This window comes from Sphingomonas kyeonggiensis (assembly GCF_014204495.1).
In the GTDB taxonomy this organism is placed as follows: Bacteria; Pseudomonadota; Alphaproteobacteria; order Sphingomonadales; family Sphingomonadaceae; genus Sphingomonas; species Sphingomonas kyeonggiensis_A.
Window position 1 is genome coordinate 732,114 of record NZ_JACHLN010000002.1, and the last position, 16,278, is coordinate 748,391.

At 66.4% G+C, this 16,278-nt stretch carries 16 protein-coding genes; 9 read left to right on the top strand and 7 right to left on the bottom strand.

Annotated elements, in window-relative coordinates:
- Window positions 1-79: 79 nt before the first annotated feature.
- Together HNP52_RS11170 and secG are read right to left on the bottom strand one after the other, a co-directional pair.
- Window positions 80-1,714 carry a CTP synthase gene (locus tag HNP52_RS11170; protein WP_184166836.1) on the bottom strand — a complete coding sequence of 545 codons (1,635 nt, stop codon included), beginning with the start codon at window positions 1,712-1,714 and terminating at the stop codon, window positions 80-82.
- Window positions 1,715-1,820: 106 nt separating this feature from the next.
- Window positions 1,821-2,225 (bottom strand): preprotein translocase subunit SecG, encoded by a 405-nt coding sequence (gene secG, locus HNP52_RS11175; protein ID WP_184166839.1) that lies wholly within the window; start codon window positions 2,223-2,225, stop codon window positions 1,821-1,823.
- A 205-nt stretch (window positions 2,226-2,430) separates the two neighbouring features.
- On the opposite strand from secG, the gene HNP52_RS11180 reads away from it, so the two are divergent.
- From HNP52_RS11180 to HNP52_RS11220, 9 genes are all read left to right on the top strand, one after another.
- On the top strand, window positions 2,431-2,784 hold the full coding sequence (locus HNP52_RS11180) for a MarR family transcriptional regulator (protein WP_183996777.1): 354 nt from the start codon (window positions 2,431-2,433) through the stop codon (window positions 2,782-2,784).
- Window positions 2,785-2,911: 127 nt separating this feature from the next.
- A complete protein-coding gene (locus HNP52_RS23295) occupies window positions 2,912-3,097 on the top strand; it encodes an SH3 domain-containing protein (RefSeq protein ID WP_311768445.1) in 186 nt (61 codons plus the stop codon).
- Window positions 3,094-4,035 carry an N-acetyl-gamma-glutamyl-phosphate reductase gene (argC, locus tag HNP52_RS11190; RefSeq protein ID WP_184166843.1) on the top strand — a complete coding sequence of 314 codons (942 nt, stop codon included), beginning with the start codon at window positions 3,094-3,096 and terminating at the stop codon, window positions 4,033-4,035. The genes HNP52_RS23295 and argC overlap by 4 nt, the downstream gene beginning before the upstream one ends.
- A gap of 462 nt (window positions 4,036-4,497) precedes the next feature.
- A complete protein-coding gene (gene zwf / locus HNP52_RS11195; RefSeq protein ID WP_184166846.1) occupies window positions 4,498-5,955 on the top strand; it encodes a glucose-6-phosphate dehydrogenase in 1,458 nt (485 codons plus the stop codon).
- A gap of 160 nt (window positions 5,956-6,115) precedes the next feature.
- Window positions 6,116-6,823: a 6-phosphogluconolactonase gene (gene pgl / locus HNP52_RS11200; RefSeq protein ID WP_184166849.1), complete on the top strand. Its 708-nt coding sequence runs from the start codon at window positions 6,116-6,118 to the stop codon at window positions 6,821-6,823.
- Window positions 6,824-6,934: 111 nt separating this feature from the next.
- A complete protein-coding gene (edd, locus tag HNP52_RS11205) occupies window positions 6,935-8,755 on the top strand; it encodes a phosphogluconate dehydratase (RefSeq protein ID WP_184166852.1) in 1,821 nt (606 codons plus the stop codon).
- A gap of 132 nt (window positions 8,756-8,887) precedes the next feature.
- A complete protein-coding gene (gene glk / locus HNP52_RS11210) occupies window positions 8,888-9,856 on the top strand; it encodes a glucokinase (RefSeq protein WP_184166855.1) in 969 nt (322 codons plus the stop codon).
- Between the two features lie 14 nt (window positions 9,857-9,870).
- Window positions 9,871-10,461: a bifunctional 4-hydroxy-2-oxoglutarate aldolase/2-dehydro-3-deoxy-phosphogluconate aldolase gene (eda, locus tag HNP52_RS11215; protein ID WP_184168300.1), complete on the top strand. Its 591-nt coding sequence runs from the start codon at window positions 9,871-9,873 to the stop codon at window positions 10,459-10,461.
- A gap of 129 nt (window positions 10,462-10,590) precedes the next feature.
- On the top strand, window positions 10,591-11,058 hold the full coding sequence (locus HNP52_RS11220; RefSeq protein ID WP_184166858.1) for a group III truncated hemoglobin: 468 nt from the start codon (window positions 10,591-10,593) through the stop codon (window positions 11,056-11,058).
- Window positions 11,059-11,079: 21 nt separating this feature from the next.
- Here the strand turns inward: HNP52_RS11220 and HNP52_RS11225 are convergent, their stop codons facing one another.
- The 5 genes from HNP52_RS11225 to HNP52_RS11245 all read right to left on the bottom strand — a co-directional run bounded on the left by HNP52_RS11225 (window position 11,080) and on the right by HNP52_RS11245 (window position 16,263).
- On the bottom strand, window positions 11,080-12,687 hold the full coding sequence (locus tag HNP52_RS11225) for a S10 family peptidase (RefSeq protein ID WP_184166861.1): 1,608 nt from the start codon (window positions 12,685-12,687) through the stop codon (window positions 11,080-11,082).
- Between the two features lie 243 nt (window positions 12,688-12,930).
- On the bottom strand, window positions 12,931-13,842 hold the full coding sequence (gene mltG / locus HNP52_RS11230) for an endolytic transglycosylase MltG (RefSeq protein ID WP_184168301.1): 912 nt from the start codon (window positions 13,840-13,842) through the stop codon (window positions 12,931-12,933).
- A 109-nt stretch (window positions 13,843-13,951) separates the two neighbouring features.
- Window positions 13,952-15,211, bottom strand: a complete 1,260-nt coding sequence (gene fabF, locus HNP52_RS11235; protein WP_184166864.1) for a beta-ketoacyl-ACP synthase II — start codon at window positions 15,209-15,211, stop codon at window positions 13,952-13,954.
- A gap of 166 nt (window positions 15,212-15,377) precedes the next feature.
- Window positions 15,378-15,626 (bottom strand): acyl carrier protein, encoded by a 249-nt coding sequence (locus tag HNP52_RS11240; protein ID WP_086129474.1) that lies wholly within the window; start codon window positions 15,624-15,626, stop codon window positions 15,378-15,380.
- Window positions 15,627-15,726: 100 nt separating this feature from the next.
- Complete coding sequence (locus tag HNP52_RS11245) at window positions 15,727-16,263, bottom strand: hypothetical protein (protein WP_184166868.1); 537 nt, start codon at window positions 16,261-16,263, stop codon at window positions 15,727-15,729.
- Window positions 16,264-16,278: the final 15 nt, after the last annotated feature.

Genomic DNA, 16,278 nt, shown 5'->3' on the forward strand with positions numbered 1-16,278 from the left:
AGCGCGAGGGACGGGCAAAAGAAAAGGCCGGGCGTTGCGGCCCGGCCTCTCTACTGACTTAGACCAGCCGGCTCTGGCCTTAGACCAGCCGGCTCTGGCGCACCGCCGCTTCGATGAAGCTGGCGAACAGCGGGTGCGGCTCGAAGGGCTTGGACTTGAGTTCCGGGTGGAACTGCACGCCGACGAACCAGGGATGGTCGGGCCGCTCGACGATCTCGGGCAGCGAGCCGTCGGGCGACATGCCGGAGAAGACCAGGCCGCCCTGCTCGAGCACCGGCTTGTAGGCGGTGTTGACCTCGTAGCGGTGGCGATGGCGCTCGCTGATCTCGTCCGAGCCGTAGATCGACGAGACGACCGAATTGCCGCCAAGCTTCGCGGTATAGGCGCCGAGGCGCATCGTGCCGCCGAGATCGCCGCCCTCTTCCCGCTTCTGCAGGCCCTCGGCGGTCATCCACTCGGTGATCATGCCGACCACCGGCTCCTCGGTCGGGCCGAACTCGGTGGTCGAGGCATTGGCAACACCGCCGGCGCGGACGCCTTCGATGCAGGCCATCTGCATGCCGAGGCAGATGCCGAAGAACGGCACGTTGCGCTCGCGGGCGAACTTCACGCCGGCGATCTTGCCCTCGCTGCCGCGCTCGCCGAAGCCGCCGGGGACGAGGATGCCGTGCAGCGGTTCGAGCTGCGCGGTGATCTCTTCCTCATTGTCATGCTCGAACAGCTCGGCGTCGAGCCAGCGGATATTGACCTTCACCCGGTTGGCGATGCCGCCATGGGTGAGCGCTTCGGTGAGCGACTTATAGGCATCGGGCACGCCCATATACTTGCCGACCACGCCGATCGTGACTTCGCCCTCGGGATTGAGCACGCGGTCCTCGATCTCTTCCCAACGGGTGAGATCGGGCGAACCGGCGACGTCGATGCCGAATGCCTTGAGCACTTCGACGTCGAGACCCTCGGCATGATATTGGAGCGGCACGCCGTAGATGGTCTGCGCATCGAGCGCGGGAATGACCGACGAGGCGGGCACATTGCAGAACAGCGCGATCTTGGCGCGGTCGCTCGCCGGCAGCGGCTTTTCGCTGCGGCAGACGATGACGTCGGCATGGACGCCGAGCGAGGCAAGCTCGCGCACGCTGTGCTGGGTCGGCTTGGTCTTCAGCTCGCCGGCGGCCGCGATGTACGGCACCAGGGTGAGGTGGACGCTGACCGACTGGTTGCGGCCGAGATCGTTGCGAAGCTGTCTGATCGCCTCGACGAAGGGGAGGGATTCGATATCGCCTACGGTGCCGCCGATTTCGCAGAGGACAAAATCGAGATCCTCGGTGTCCGCCTGGGCGAACGCCTTGATCGCGTCGGTCACGTGCGGGATCACCTGGACGGTGGCGCCGAGATAGTCGCCGCGGCGCTCGCGCTCGATGATCGTCTTGTAGATCCGGCCCGATGTGATGTTGTCCGACTGCCGCGAGGCGACACCCGTGAAGCGTTCATAATGCCCGAGATCGAGATCGGTTTCCGCCCCGTCGTCGGTCACATAGACCTCACCATGCTGGTGCGGCGACATCGTGCCGGGATCGACGTTGAGATAGGGATCGAACTTGCGGATGCGGACCCGATAGCCACGCGCCTGGAGCAGAGCCGCGAGGCTCGCTGCCATGAGACCCTTGCCTAGCGAGGAGACCACGCCGCCGGTGATGAAGATATACCGCGCCATGGGAGAAAACGCCTAACGTGAATGGACGCGCGCCGGAAGCGTGCGAATCACGCAACCGGGCACAAATTTATGTGGACAGACCCGGACCAGGCCGGGACCGGCGGATTTACTGGGCCAGCGGAACCGAGCTGTTGCCCTGCGCGGCCGGAGCCGGCGCCGTACCAGTCGGGGCCGAGCTGTTGCCCGGCGCGAAGGGAACCGCACCGCCCGCGGGCGCGCTGGTCGGCAGCGCCTGGGGCGCCGCGGCCGGAGCCGAACGCTGGAGCGAGGCGTCGATCGTCGCGCCGTGGCGATTCGCCGCCAGGAAGGCGAGCAGGATCGACATGGCGATGAACGCGGTCGCGAGAATCGCGGTGGTGCGCGTCAGGAAATCGGCCGCGCTGCGCGCCGACATCAGGCCCGACGGGCTGCCGCTCGAAGTGAGGCCGCCGCCCTCCGACTTCTGCACGAGGATCACGCCGACGAGACCAGCGGCGATGAATGCCTGAACGATGAGCAGGAAGGTGAACATGAAATGTGCGGACCTCTTGGAGAAAGGCGGCACATAGGGGAGCAACCCGCTCCGATCAACCTTCGAGAGGCATCCACTCATCTCGGTTAATCAACAAAGCTGTAACATTTCGCAGCCGGACTGAAACCGGATCGGTTCACGCGCGTTATGACGTGTGGCCCTGGCGTATCGGGGGCGTAACAACAGAGTAGATGCCGTGAACGCAATGACCGACAGCTCGCTTTCTTCGTGGAAGAACACGCTGATCGACTATGTGCGATCGGGAGAACCGGACCTGACCAACCGGCAGATGGCCCTGCTTATGCTCGTCTATCTGGAACCTGGCCCCCATACCGTGCGCGGTTTGGCCCGGGCTTTGAACGTATCCAAGCCCGTTGTAACGCGTGCCTTGAATAGACTGGGCACGCTCGGCTATCTGCGCCGCCAGCGCGACGACACCGACAAGCGGAACATCTTCGTCGCCAAGACCGCGGAAGGGGCAGAGTTTCTTGCAGAATTCGGGCATTTCCTCGCTGGGGGGCACATCGCCGAACCAGTCGCCCGCAGGGCCAGCGCGTAAGCGTTTCGCGCTGAAGGGCCGTTCGGTTCCCATCGATCCCAGGGTCGATGCGGTTCGTCGTGATCTGGCAGACGTGCGTCTGGCGGATCGCGTTTTCGCACCCCATTATGCGGCGCCTATGCCTCGCATGATCGCCTCTGCCGTGCCCCTGCGCGCCGGCCCCAAGCCCGATTCGGACACGCTGGTGGAACTGGCCGCCGGCGAATCGTTCGAAGTGCTGGAATTCGCCGGCGATCATGCCTGGGGCGTGGCACCCGGGCATAATCTGGTCGGCTATGTGCCGGCCGCGGTCCTGGAGCGCCCGGCGGCATGACGATTCGCGTGTTCATCGACGGCGCCGTGGGCACCACGGGCCTGGAGATTCGCGAGCGGCTGGATGGCCGCGCGGGGATCGAGCAGATCATCCTGGACGACAAGGACCGCAAGGACGCCGCCAAGCGCGAGGACGCGCTCAATTCGGCGGACTTCGTGATCCTGTGCCTGCCCGACGACGCCGCCCGCGAAGCGGTGGAGATGATCAAGGCCAGCAAGGTCCGCGTGATCGACGCATCGAGCGCGCACCGCGTCGCCGATGGCTGGACCTATGGCTTTCCCGAGCTGGAGCCCGGACAGAGCGCGCAGATCGCCGAGTCGGCGCGCGTCTCCAATCCCGGCTGCTATCCGACCGGCTTCCTTGCGCTCGTCCGCCCGCTGATTCGCGCCGGCCTAGTGCCGCACGACCATCCGCTGAGCGTCAACGCGGTCTCGGGCTATTCGGGCGGCGGCAAGAACATGATCGCCGAATTCGAGGACGCCAAGGGCGCGACCTATACCGAGACGGCGTTCCGCAACTACGGGCTCAACCTTGGCCACAAGCATGTGCCCGAGATGACCAAGCATGCGCGCATCGTGCATCCGCCGATCTTCCAGCCGGCGGTGGTGCGGACCTATCGCGGCATGCTGGTCGAGATCCCCCTGCCCCTCCACGCCTTTACCCGCCGGCCTTCGCTCGACGCGATCGAGAATGCGCTGCGCGAGGCGTACAAGGATTCGCCGATCGTCCGCGTGCTGCCGGGCGACGTCTCCGCGGTGACGATCGAGGAGGACGCGGGCACTGACCGGCTTTCGCTACGGGTGTTCGGCAATGCCGAGACCGGCCAGGCACGACTGGTGGCGACGCTCGACAATCTCGGCAAGGGCGCCGCGGGTGCCGCGGTGCAGAACCTCAACATCATGGCCGGGTTCGAACAGACCGAGGGGCTGGTGCTCTGAGGGGCCTGTCTGGCTTTTGATTTTGAAGAGGCCGGGCCGTTGGTCCGGCCTTTTTGTTTCCGGCATTCAATCCGGCAGTTCCCCGGCGAAAGCCGGGGCCCAGGGTCACGAGCGACACAGCAGAGAAACCCTCGGCCCCGGCTTTCGCCGGGGAACATGAAGGGTTGGCGGCCCGACAAGTTCGTCATCCCGGCGAAAGCCGGGATCTCATGCCGTAGCGGGGGGGAGGAGCCGCACGAGATCCCGGCTTTCGCCGGGATGACGGTTTTCCGATGGGCGGCGGCGAGCGCACCACACCGTCCGCGCGCACGATTTCTTTCCTCCCTGCCCCGCCGCGAGCAATCTTCCGCCACTCCGCTTGCCGCTGCCACCGGTTACCCTATCTAGAGCGCTCCACCCGGCCTTGATCTTTGCGCGCCATTGGTGTCTCGCGGGCCCGAAACGACGATTAAGAGGCGATCCATGCGACAGCCCGCGGGCAAACTGCTTTTGTTCGGCGCCACCGGCGACCTTTCCCAGCGGATGCTGCTTCCCTCGCTCTACGGCCTGCATGCCGATGGGCTGCTGCCCGACGGCCTGACGATCACCTGCACCGCGCGCTCCGAATATGACGATGCCGGCTTCCGTGGCTTCGCCCGGGAATCGCTCGAAAAATTCCTGCCGGCCGACCGCAAGGATGACAGCGCTGTCGCCAGCTTCCTGGAGCGGGTCTTCTACCAGCGGCTCGATGCCTCGAAGACCGAGGGATTCGCCGCGCTGGCCGAGAAGCTGGGCGATATCTCGGACGGGCTCGCCATCTTCCTGTCGACCGCGCCTTCGCTGTTCGGCCCGACGATCAAGGGGCTGCAATCGGCCGGGCTGACCGGCGACAATGTCCGCATCGGGCTGGAAAAGCCGCTGGGCGTCGACCTCGCATCGAGCCGGATCGTCAACGATATCGTTGCCGAAGCCTTCCCCGAGGACCGTACCTTCCGGATCGATCACTATCTCGGCAAGGAGACGGTGCAGAACATCCTGGCGCTGCGCTTCGGCAATTCGCTGTTCGAGCCGGTGTGGAACGCCCAGGGCATCGAGAACGTCCAGATCACCGTTTCCGAGACCGTCGGCCTCGAAGGCCGGGCGGGCTATTATGACGATGTCGGCGCGCTGCGCGACATGGTGCAGAACCATATGCTCCAGCTGCTCGCGCTGATCGCGATGGAGCCCCCAGCCCGCTTCGACGGCACTTCGGTGCGCGACGAGAAGGTGAAGGTGCTGCGCTCGCTCCGCCCGATCGCCGGGGCCGACGTGCCGAACCTGACCGTGACCGGCCAATATGGCGGCGGCGCGGTGAAGGGCGAGATCGTGCGCTCCTACGACACCGACCTGGAGAAGAGCTCGGACACCGAGACCTTCGTCGCGATCAAGGCGCATGTCGACAATTGGCGCTGGCACGGCGTGCCCTTCTACCTGCGCACCGGCAAGCGGCTGGCGGAGCGGCGCAGCGAGATCGTGATCACCTTCAAGCCAGTGCCGCACTCGATCTTCGAGGATCGCGGTGGCGCGCTGAAGCCCAACGTGCTGGTGATCCGCCTGCAGCCCGAGGAATATATCCAGCTGCTGGTGATGGCGAAGGAGCCGGGCCTCGACCGCGACGGCATCCACCTGAAGGAAGTGCCGCTGAACCTGAGCCTGGAACATGAGTTCGCCGGCAGCCGCCGCCGCATCGCCTATGAGCGGCTGTTCCTCGACCTGATCGAGGGCGACCCGACGCTGTTCGTCCGCCGTGATGAAGTGGAGGCGCAATGGGCGTGGATCGACGCGATCCGCGAAGGCTGGAAGACCGGCAATGTGAAGCCCAAGCCCTATGCCTCGGGCAGCTGGGGCCCGAGCGCCGCGATCGCGCTGACCGAGCGCGACGGGGTGACGTGGAACGAGTGATGGCCTGTACCCCTCTCCCGCTTTCGCGGGAGAGGGAGGGGCCCGCCGAAGGCGGGAGGGTGAGGGCCCTTCCTGTCTATGCGGTGCGTTAGAGAAGAAGTGCCCTCACCCCTGCCCTCTCCCGCAAAAGCGGGAGAGGGAGAAAGAAGCAGGAACGAACATGACGACCGAAATCGAATGGTGGGACTATGAGAGCGCCGACGAGATGGCCGATGCCGTCGCCGGCGATATCGGCTTCATCATCGAGAGCGCGATCGATGCGCGCGGCGCGGCGGTGATCGCGCTGGCCGGGGGCAAGACCCCGCTGCCGATCTACGAGAAGCTCGCCAAGGCCAAGATCGACTGGAAGCGCGTGACGATCATCCCCGGCGACGACCGCATCGTGCCGCTGGGCGACCCGCTGTCGAACGTCACCGCGATCGGCAAGATCTTCATCCCCAAGGGGGCCCGCGTGCTCCCGCTCGTGAGCGACAAGGCACCCGACTACAAGGCCGCCGGCCGCTCGGCCGATGCGCTGCTCCAGGACGTGCACTGGCCGCTCGACCTCTGCCTGCTCGGCGTGGGCGGCGACGGGCACTGCGCCTCGATCTTCCCGGGCCCGGATTACGACGAAGCGCTGAACGGCCCCAAGGAGCGCCGCGCGCTCGGCGTGATGCCCGATCCGCTGCCGCCCGAGGCGCCGGTTGCTCGCGTGACGCTGAGCCGCGCCGCGATCGTCTCGGCCCGCGCGCTGATGATCGCGTTCACCGGCGAGGCGAAGAAGGACGTGCTCGAGGCAGCGATCGAACAGGGTGCCTCGTCGAGCTACCCGGTCGGCCGCGTGCTCGCCGATGTCGAGCTGCCGGTGGATATCCACTGGGCGAACTGAGGCTTGCCTGTTCCCCGGTGAACGCCGGGGGCCAGGGTCACAAGCGAAGCAGCCGAGAAACCCTGGGCCCCGGCTTTCGCCGGGGAACGGTAGTGTAAATGGAATGAGTATATGACCCTGCACCCCGAAATCGCCGCCGTCACCGACCGGGTGATCGAGCGCTCCAAGGCCAGGCGCCGCGCCTATCTCGCGCTGCTCGATGCCGAGCGCGAATCGGGGAACGACCGGCCGAAGCTGGGCTGCGCCAACCTCGCCCATGCCTATGCCGGCACCGACGAGCAGCGCGAGCAGATGAAGGCCGGGCGCTCGATGAACATCGGCATCGTCAGCGCCTATAACGACCTGCTCTCGGCGCATGCGGTCTATTATCGCTACCCCGAGCAGATGAAGATCTGGGCGCATGAGGCCGGTGCCACCGCGCAGGTGGCGGGCGGCGTGCCGGCGATGTGCGACGGCGTGACCCAGGGGTACCAGGGCATGGAGCTGTCGCTGTTCAGCCGCGACACGATCGCGCTCAGCACCGCGGTCGCCCTCTCCCACCGTACCTTCGAGGGCGCGGCGCTGCTCGGCATCTGCGACAAGATCGTGCCGGGGCTGCTGATGGGCGCGCTGCGCTTCGGCCACCTGCCGATGGTGCTGATCCCGGGCGGGCCGATGAAGTCGGGCCTGGCCAACAAGGAAAAGGCCAAGATCCGCGAGCTCTACGCCGAGGGCAAGGTGAGCCGCGACGAGCTGCTCGATGCCGAGATCGCGGCGTACCATTCGAAGGGCACCTGCACCTTCTACGGCACCGCCAATTCCAACCAGATGATGATGGAGGCGATGGGCCTGCACATGCCGGGCGCGGCCTTTGCCAATCCGGGCACCAAGCTGCGCCAGGAGCTGACCCGCGCCGCGGTGCACCGCCTGACCGAGATCGGCTGGAACGGCGACGACTATCGCCCGATCGGCCATGTGGTGGATGAAAAGGCGATCGTGAACGCGGCGATCGTGCTGCTGGCGACCGGCGGCTCGACCAACCACCTGATCCATGTGCCGGCGTTCGCGCGGGCGGCGGGGATCACGATCGACTGGGACGATTTCGACCGGCTTTCGCGGATCGTGCCGCTGCTGACGCGGGTCTATCCGAACGGCTCGGCCGATGTGAACGGCTTCGAGGATGCCGGCGGGCCGAGCTTCGTGATCCGCGAGCTGCTCGGCGCCGGGCTGATGCATGGCGACACGCTGACCGTCGGCAAGGGTGGCATGGCGGACTATGGCCGCAAGCCCGAGATGGCCGGCGACACGCTGGTGTGGACCGAGCATGGCGAGAAGAGCGGCGACGACACGATCGTGCGCACCGCGTCCGATCCCTTCTCGAGCGAGGGCGGCTTCCGCATCCTCAAGGGCAATCTGGGCCGGGCGTGCATCAAGGTCTCGGCGGTCGAGCGCGAGCGCTGGACGATCGAGGCGCCGTGCCGGGTCTTCGCCGACCAGCTCGAGGTGCAGGAAGCGTTCAAGGCCGGCGAGCTGGAGCGCGACGTGATCGTGGTGGTCCGCTTCCAGGGGCCCAAGGCCAATGGCATGCCCGAGCTGCACAAGCTGACCCCGCCGCTGGGCGTGCTGCAGAACCGCGGGTTCAAGGTCGCGCTGGTCACCGACGGGCGCATGTCGGGCGCGAGCGGCAAGGTGCCGTGCGCGATCCATCTCAGCCCCGAGGCGCTGGGTGGCGGCCCGATCGCCAAGCTTCGCGACGGCGACGTGGTGCGGCTGTGCGCCGAGAGCGGCGAGCTGAGCGCGCTGGTCGATGCCGCCGAATGGGAAGCCCGCGAGCATGTCGCCGCGCCGCCGCCGGCGATCGGCACCGGCCGCGAGCTGTTCGCGATGCTCCGCCACCACTGCGACGAAGCCGAAAAGGGCGCGTCGGCGATGCTGGCGGAAGCCGGGCTGTAAGACCCCGGCCGCACCCCGGCCACGGCCGGGGTGACGGTTATCCTTTACTTCTGCGTCGCACGCGGGAAGAAGGGCGCGGCCGGGTATGGCAACGTTGACAGACCCAGGCGGATGAGAGGATCAGGAGCCCGAATGGAAGTCGTCGCGGTCGATATCGGGGGCACGCATGCCCGCTTTGCCGTTGCCGAAGTAGCGGAGGGCCGCGTCGTCTCGATCAGCGAGCCGGTCACGCAGAAGGTCGCCGAGCACCCCAGCCTGCAGCTCGCCTGGCAGGCTTATGGCGAGGAACTCGGCCGGCCGCTGCCCAAGGCGGCGGCGCTGGCGGTGGCCTCCCCGGTGGGCGGCGAGATCATCAAGCTCACCAACAATCCCTGGATCATCCGCCCCGCGCTGATCCCGGATCGACTGGGCGCCGACACCTGGACAGTGGTCAACGACTTCGAGGCGATCGGCCACGCGGTCGCGCAGATGGGCGACGAGCATTTCCTGCACCTGTGCGGCCCCGACCAGTCGCTGCCCGACCGGGGCTCGATCACCGTGTGCGGCCCGGGCACGGGCCTGGGCGTCGCGCAGGTGTTCCGCCACCGCGCCGGCTATGACGTGATCGCCACCGAAGGCGGCCATAGCGACTTCGCGCCGCTCGACCCGATCGAGGACGCGCTCGTGAAGCGGCTGCGCAAGATCTACAACCGCGTCTCCAAGGAGCGCGTGGTCGCCGGCCCGGCGATCGTCTCGCTCTACGAGACGCTGGCCGAGCTGGAAGGCAAGCCGATCACCCGACTCGACGACAAGGCGATCTGGGGCCTCGCGCTCGAAGGCAAGGACGAGCTGGCGGTGGCCGCGCTCGACCGCTTCTGCCTGAGCCTGGGCGCCGTTGCGGGCGACCTGGCGCTGAGCCACGGCCCCAAGGGCGTGGTGATTGCCGGCGGTCTGGGGTTGCGACTCAAGGACCATCTGTTGCAGTCGGGCTTCGGCCAGCGGTTCATCGCCAAGGGCCGGTTCCAGGGGCTGATGTCTTCCATTCCGGTGAAGCTCATCACGCACCCGCAGCCGGGCCTCTACGGCGCCGCCGCGGCATTCGCGCAGGAGCATGCCCTTTGAATATCGAAGCCATCATGAAGACCGCGCCGGTGATCCCGGTGCTCGTGATCGAAGACGCCGCCACGGCCAAGCCGCTGGCGGAAGCGCTGGTGAAGGGCGGCCTGCGCGTGCTCGAGGTGACCTTGCGCACCGAAGCGGCACTGGAAGCCATCGCCGAGATGAAGAAGGTCGAGGGCGCGATCGTCGGCGCCGGCACGGTGGTCAACACCGACCAGTTCGAACAGGTGATGAAGGCCGATGCCGAATTCATCGTCTCGCCGGGCCTGACCGATCGCCTGGGCGACGCGATCACCCGCAGCGGCGTGCCCTACCTCCCCGGCGTCGCCAATGCCGGTGACATCATGCGCGGGCTCGACCTCGGCCTCACCCACTTCAAGTTCTTCCCGGCCGAGACCTCGGGCGGCCTGAAGGCCCTGAAGGCGCTCGCCGCGCCCTTCTACCAGTGCAACTTCTGCCCGACCGGCGGCATCACGGCGGCGACCGCGCCGGAATGGCTGGGCTTCGACCCGATCCTGTGCGTCGGCGGCTCCTGGGTCACGCCCAAGGGTGCGAGCTACGAGCAGGTCGAGACGCTGGCACGCGAAGCGGCTTCGCTGGGGCGCTGAGCCCAAGCTCAGTTCGAGATTTGGGGCGGGTCGTCACAAACGGCCCGCCCTTTTCTTCATTTGGCGGTGCCTGTTGCTGGGACCGAATGTCCCATTCTCATCGCGGACCGGAATCCCCAGATAGCCGCCATGGAAAAGACCGACACGCCCTCGCCCCATGCCATCCAGATGCGCGACGAGAAGCGGCGCGCGGCGGCGGAGATGGGGATCGACGATGCGTTCGTCTCCGAACTGGTCGAGCGCTTCTATGCGCGTATCCAGGCCGATCCGGTGCTGGGCCCAGTCTTCGGCGAACGGATCACGGACTGGGCGCCGCATCTCGCCCAGATGAAGCGCTTCTGGCGCTCGATCCTGTTCAGCAGCGGCGAGTATCTGGGGCGGCCGATGCCGCTGCACCTGGCCATTCCCGGGCTCGACAAGCCGATGTTCGCGCGCTGGCTCGACCTGTTCGGCGCGACGCTGGCCGAGATCGGCGGCGGGGATGCCGCCGAGCATGTCCATGAGCGCGCGCGAATGATCGCGAACAGCTTCCTCAACGGCATCGCCATCCACCATCACGGCAAGATGGGCCTGGGGCCCGGCGAAGGCTTCGCCTGAGCCCTTTGCACGGCAGGGGCGTCAGTTCTTGCCGGCCTTGGCCTCCGGACGCGCCGGCGGGTTGCTCGAGGCCGCAGCGCGCAGGGCATCGTCATACCAGCTCGTCAGGTCGCGGTGCATCTGCGGCAGCGTCTCCGGGTTCAGATACACCATGTGCCCGGCGTCATAATAAGTGAACCGGATGTTCTTCTGGAGCTGCTGGTCGAGCAGCATGTGGCTGACATCGAATTCGGCGCCGTAAAAGGGCGTGGCGAAATCATAATAGCCGTTGATGAACAGCACCTTGAGGTACGGATTGGTGCGCATCGTATAGGCGAGATCAACGGCGCTGTCCGGTGCGAGATGGGTGCCGTCGCCCGGTGCGCGGTGCTTCCAGTCCCACTCGAAGCCGGGCCCCCGCGCGCTCATGCGATAGGGCATGTCGGTCTTGTAGCCGAGCACGCGGGTCGCATAATCCTGGAACGTCGCGACAAAGGCGCCCGAGACCGCGGTCGACGAGGGATCATCCTCGGGACTATCGGCATTGGCATCGGTGACGTTCAGCAGATAGCGCGAATCGAGCCGGCCCACGGCGACGCGGCGTTCGCGCAGCAGCTCGGTCTGGAAGCGCGGCAGCGTGAGGCGCAGGTCGGCGCGCAGGATATAGGCTTCGCTGATGCCGGTATATTCGGCCATCTTCTTCGCGACTGCCGCCTTTTCCTCGGGCGAGATCGTCGATCCCTTGGCCAGCGCCGCGGCATAGGCGCCGCTGGTGAAGCCGCGGACTTCGTCGAGGAAGGCGCGCAGGTCGGCCGGGCGGTTCTGCAGCCGGTTATGATACCAGGCCGTCGCCGCCATCGTCGGGAACAGCGTCAGGAAATTCTGGTCATAGCCCGGCTGGCGCACGCCATAGTTCATGATCGTCGAGAACTGGACGATGCCGTTGAGGCTCAGGCCCGCCGATTCCAGCTTGGCCGCGACCACCGGGTTGCGCAGCGTGCCATAGCTTTCGCCGAACAGGAATTTGGGCGAGGCCCAGCGATTATACTTGCTGGTGTAGCGCAGGATCGCGCGGGCAAAGCCATCGGCATCCTGGTCGACGCCCCAGAAGTCCTTGCCGGTCTTGTCGCCGAGCGGCCGCGACCAGCCTGCGCCGATCGCGTCGATGAACACCATGTCGGTCTTGTCGATCAGCGAATCGGGATTGGGGCCGAAGCCATAGGGTGCGGGGCGGATATATTCGGGATTGGCGGTGGTCACGCGCACCGGCGCGAAGCTCCCCATGTGCAGCCAGATCGTCGGCGAGCCGGGCCCGCCATTGTAGAAATAGGTGACCGGGCGCGCACCCTTCGCGCCGTCGCGGGTATAGGCGGTGTAGAAATAGGAAGCGGTCGGCTTGCCCTCGTCATCGCGGATTGTGAGCGTGCCGGCGGTGGCGGTATAGGCGATGTTCTGGCCGCCGACCGTCACGTTCCCGTGGCTGACCGCGCTGGCTTCCTCGACCGGCGGGCGGGCCCATGCCGCCTCGGCCTCAGCCTTCATCTGCTCGCGATAGCCCTGCCCCTTCCCCGCCGGCTGCTCGGCCTTGTCCTGCGCCCAGGCGGGCGCGGCAGTGGCGAGCAAAAGGCTGGTCAGGACAAGGCGGCGCATGCGGTGATTTCCCCGGTTTCGTGATGATTGCGAAACGAGGTTCGCATGGGGCTGCGGGGGAGGCAAGCTGGGGTGGAAGCATGTTGAGCCCTCTCCCGCGAAAGCGGGAGAGGGTGGCGAGGCGCAGCCGAGCCGGGTGAGGGCCTGACCGAGCGGCAAGCGATGCGTGGCCGAGGTGCCCTCACCCTTCCGCCGCTTCGCGGCTCCCTCCCTCTCCCGCGAAAGCGGGAGAGGGAAAGCGGATCACATCTCCCCGCGCGCCCTCCGGATAGCGTACCACTTCTGGACGTTGGCATTGTGCTGCTCGAGCGTGTCGGCGAACACATGGCCGCCGGTACCGTCCGCGACGAAATACAGCGCCGAGGAGGTCGCCGGATCGAGCACCGCGTCGATGCTGGCGCGGCCCGGATTGGTGATCGGACCAGCCGGCAGGCCGGTCTTCTCGTACGTGTTGTACTCGTTCTTCGCGTGCACTTCGGAGAGCAGCGGACGACGGCCCAGCGGCTTCCCCTTGGTGATCGGATAGATGAAGGTCGGGTCCGCCTGGAGCATCATGTTCTGGCGCAGGCGGTTCGAATAGACTGCGGCAACCGTCTTGCGCTCGTCGGGCTTGCCGGTTTCCTTCTCGACGATCGCGGCCAGGTTGATCGCCTCTTCGGGCGTGTTGACCGCGATGCCCGGCTTGCGGGCCTCCCACGCCTTGGCGAGATAGGTCGTCATCGCCTTCTGCATGCGATCGAGCACCGACTGGCGGGTGTCGCCGCGATTATAGGCATAGCTGTCCGGCAGCACCGAGCCTTCGGCGGGCACCTGGATCTCGCCACTGAGCTGCGGCGCCTTCATCAACGCCTCATAGACCAGGATCGAAGGCGTGCCCTCGGGAATGGTCACGAAGCGCTGGAGCGTCTTGCCGCCCTGCATCATCTTGAGGATGTCGGACTGGCTGAGATGCGCCGGCACGCGATATTCGCCGGCCTTGATCGGATCGCTGCCGCCAAGCACCTTGGCGAGGATCAGGAACTGGCGGGCCGAGCCGATCGCGCCGGCCTTTTCCAGCTCGGTCGCGGCGCGCGACAGGCTGGAGCCCTCGGGAATCAGGACCGAGACATTCTGCTTCGCCGGCCCCGCCCCGCCCCAGAGCTGGAGCACGGCCATGCCGAGCGCGACCAGCACCAGGATCGCGACCAGCAGCGCGCAGCCGCCCAGACGCCGCTTGCGCGGCTTCCGGGCGGGATTCGCGGCAGGTGCCGGCGTTGGCGTGTCCTCAGACAGCCTTCATCACCAGGCTGGCATTGGTGCCGCCGAAGCCGAACGAGTTGTTCAGGACGGCCTTCACCTTGCGCTCCTTGGCGACATGCGGGACGAGATCGACGCCCGCGCAATTCTCGCTCGGATTGTCGAGGTTGAGCGTCGGCGGCACGATCTGGTCGCGCAGCGCCAGGATGCAGAAGATGCTCTCCACCGCGCCGGCACCGCCGAGCAGGTGGCCGATCGCCGACTTGGTCGAGCTCATCGACAGGCCGCCGATCGCGTCGCCGAACAGGCGGCGGACCGCACCGAGCTCAAGCTCGTCGCCGAGCGGAGTCGAGGTGCCATGGGCGTTGATGTAATCGATGTCCGACAGCGCCAGGCCCGACTTCTTCACCGCCATCTGCATCGAGCGGAACGCGCCCGAGCCTTCCGGGTGCGGCGCGGTCACGTGATAGGCGTCGCCCGACAGGCCATAGCCGACCACTTCGCAATAGATCTTCGCGCCGCGAGCCTTGGCATGCTCATATTCCTCGAGCACCACCACGCCGGCGCCTTCGCCCATGACGAAACCGTCGCGGCCCTGGTCCCAGGGGCGGCTGGCCTTGGTGGGATCGTCGCGGAAACCGGTGGAGAGCGCGCGGGCCTGGCCGAAGCCGGCGATGCCGATCGGGCAGACCGTGCTCTCGGCGCCGCCGGCGAGCATGATGTCGGCATCGTCCATCGCGATCATGCGCGCGGCGTCGCCGATCGAGTGGGCGCCGGTCGAGCAGGCGGTGACCACGGCGTGGTTCGGGCCCATAAGGCCGTATTTGATGCTGACCTGGCCCGAGATCAGGTTGATCAGGCGGCCATGGACGAAGTGCGGCGAGACGCGCTTCGGGCCCTTTTCGGCGAGGACGAGCGATTCGCTCTCGATGCCCGGCAGGCCGCCGATTCCCGAACCGATCGAGCAACCGGCGCGGAATCGGGTCGCCTCGTCCATGTCGAGCAGGCCGGCATCCTCGATCGCCTGGCCGGCGGCATCGATGCCGTAGATGATGAAGGGATCGACCTGGCGTTGGATCTTGTGATCGACGCGCTTGCCGGGATCGAAGCCATATTCATGGTCCGGACCCTTCACTTCGCAGGCGTAATTGCTCTGGAAATCGGTCGCGTCGAAGCGCGTGATCGTGCCCGCGCCGGACTTGGCGGCGATGATATTCTTCCAGGCAGTCTCGACGTCCGCGCCCAGCGGGGTGACGAGGCCAAGGCCGGTGACGACTACACGGCGCATCCGATTTCTCCGTCAAACTTCAAACTATCGCGCATGAAAGCAGCCTAAATGCCTGTTTTCACCGCCAAAACAAAACGGCTCCCCGCCCAACTCTTTTCGAGCCCGGGACGGGGAGCCGCTGGATTCTCAAGCTCGGCCCATAAGGGCACGATCGCCTGGAGGGCGATCAGCCCGCCTGGTGCTCGGAGATGTAGGAGACCGCGTCGCCGACGGTGCTGATCTTCTCAGCCGCGTCGTCGGGGATCTCGACACCGAATTCCTCTTCGAACGCCATCACCAGCTCGACGATGTCGAGGCTGTCGGCGCCCAGGTCATCAATGAAGCTCGCCGTCGGCGAAACGTCGCCTGCGTCGACACCGAGGTGATCGACGACGAGCGCAGTCACGCGGGTGGTGATCTCTTCCTGAGTGGCCATGGTCCCTGTTTTCCTTTGTAGCTAGGGGCTCAATATCGTTGGAACGCACCTAGATCGCACATGGTGCCGTTGCAAGAGGGTGCGCGCACCGGCTTCGACGTCAGGCTTCGGAAAACTGCCAGACCGAGTAGCGCACGGTGCTGAGAAACAGGAAATATTTGTTGAGCAGCGCGGCGTTGGCGCGCGTCTGCTTCGCTTCGTCGGTGACCGAGGCGATCACCAGCTGCTGCATTTCCTGAGTGGTAAGCGGGCGGTTGCGGGCATCTTCGGGCAGCGCGTCGAACTGCGATTCCAGCTCGCCGACGTTGAAACCCTGTGCCGAAACAAAGGTTTCCGCGATCGGCAGGCCGAGCTTGGCGAGCGTATAGACCCGGGCGGCCTCCAGCGCCGCTTCGGACCATTTGTTCGCGTCCGCGCATTCCTTCGCGGCGATCGAGATGCCGCTGCCCACCGCCGCATCATAGGTGGGACGCACGGCGACGCCCTCCCCCATGTTGCGCGTGACATCGCCGGAGATCTGCGCCTGGAGCGCGGGCTTGAGCTTGCCGATCACGCAATCGATGGTGGCGAGGTCGGCGGCATGTGCCGGGGCCGCGAGCGCTACGGCCGCAAGGGCCGCGAATCCGAAAATACGCATAGAATTCAAACTCCA

Excerpts from the sequence above, each read along its gene's own strand:
- mltG (WP_184168301.1), bottom strand. The coding sequence starts at position 13,842 with ATGGCCGTGCTCCAGCTCTGGGGCGGGGCGGGGCCGGCGAAGCAGAAT.
- pgl (WP_184166849.1), top strand. The coding sequence starts at position 6,116 with ATGACGACCGAAATCGAATGGTGGGACTATGAGAGCGCCGACGAGATG.
- eda (WP_184168300.1), top strand. The coding sequence starts at position 9,871 with ATGAAGACCGCGCCGGTGATCCCGGTGCTCGTGATCGAAGACGCCGCC.
- HNP52_RS11240 (WP_086129474.1), bottom strand. The coding sequence starts at position 15,626 with ATGGCCACTCAGGAAGAGATCACCACCCGCGTGACTGCGCTCGTCGTC.
- HNP52_RS23295 (WP_311768445.1), top strand. The coding sequence starts at position 2,912 with ATGATCGCCTCTGCCGTGCCCCTGCGCGCCGGCCCCAAGCCCGATTCG.
- HNP52_RS11245 (WP_184166868.1), bottom strand. The coding sequence starts at position 16,263 with ATGCGTATTTTCGGATTCGCGGCCCTTGCGGCCGTAGCGCTCGCGGCC.
- HNP52_RS11170 (WP_184166836.1), bottom strand. The coding sequence starts at position 1,714 with ATGGCGCGGTATATCTTCATCACCGGCGGCGTGGTCTCCTCGCTAGGC.
- argC (WP_184166843.1), top strand. The coding sequence starts at position 3,094 with ATGACGATTCGCGTGTTCATCGACGGCGCCGTGGGCACCACGGGCCTG.
- HNP52_RS11220 (WP_184166858.1), top strand. The coding sequence starts at position 10,591 with ATGGAAAAGACCGACACGCCCTCGCCCCATGCCATCCAGATGCGCGAC.
- HNP52_RS11180 (WP_183996777.1), top strand. The coding sequence starts at position 2,431 with ATGACCGACAGCTCGCTTTCTTCGTGGAAGAACACGCTGATCGACTAT.
- HNP52_RS11225 (WP_184166861.1), bottom strand. The coding sequence starts at position 12,687 with ATGCGCCGCCTTGTCCTGACCAGCCTTTTGCTCGCCACTGCCGCGCCC.
- zwf (WP_184166846.1), top strand. The coding sequence starts at position 4,498 with ATGCGACAGCCCGCGGGCAAACTGCTTTTGTTCGGCGCCACCGGCGAC.
- secG (WP_184166839.1), bottom strand. The coding sequence starts at position 2,225 with ATGTTCACCTTCCTGCTCATCGTTCAGGCATTCATCGCCGCTGGTCTC.
- glk (WP_184166855.1), top strand. The coding sequence starts at position 8,888 with ATGGAAGTCGTCGCGGTCGATATCGGGGGCACGCATGCCCGCTTTGCC.
- fabF (WP_184166864.1), bottom strand. The coding sequence starts at position 15,211 with ATGCGCCGTGTAGTCGTCACCGGCCTTGGCCTCGTCACCCCGCTGGGC.
- edd (WP_184166852.1), top strand. The coding sequence starts at position 6,935 with ATGACCCTGCACCCCGAAATCGCCGCCGTCACCGACCGGGTGATCGAG.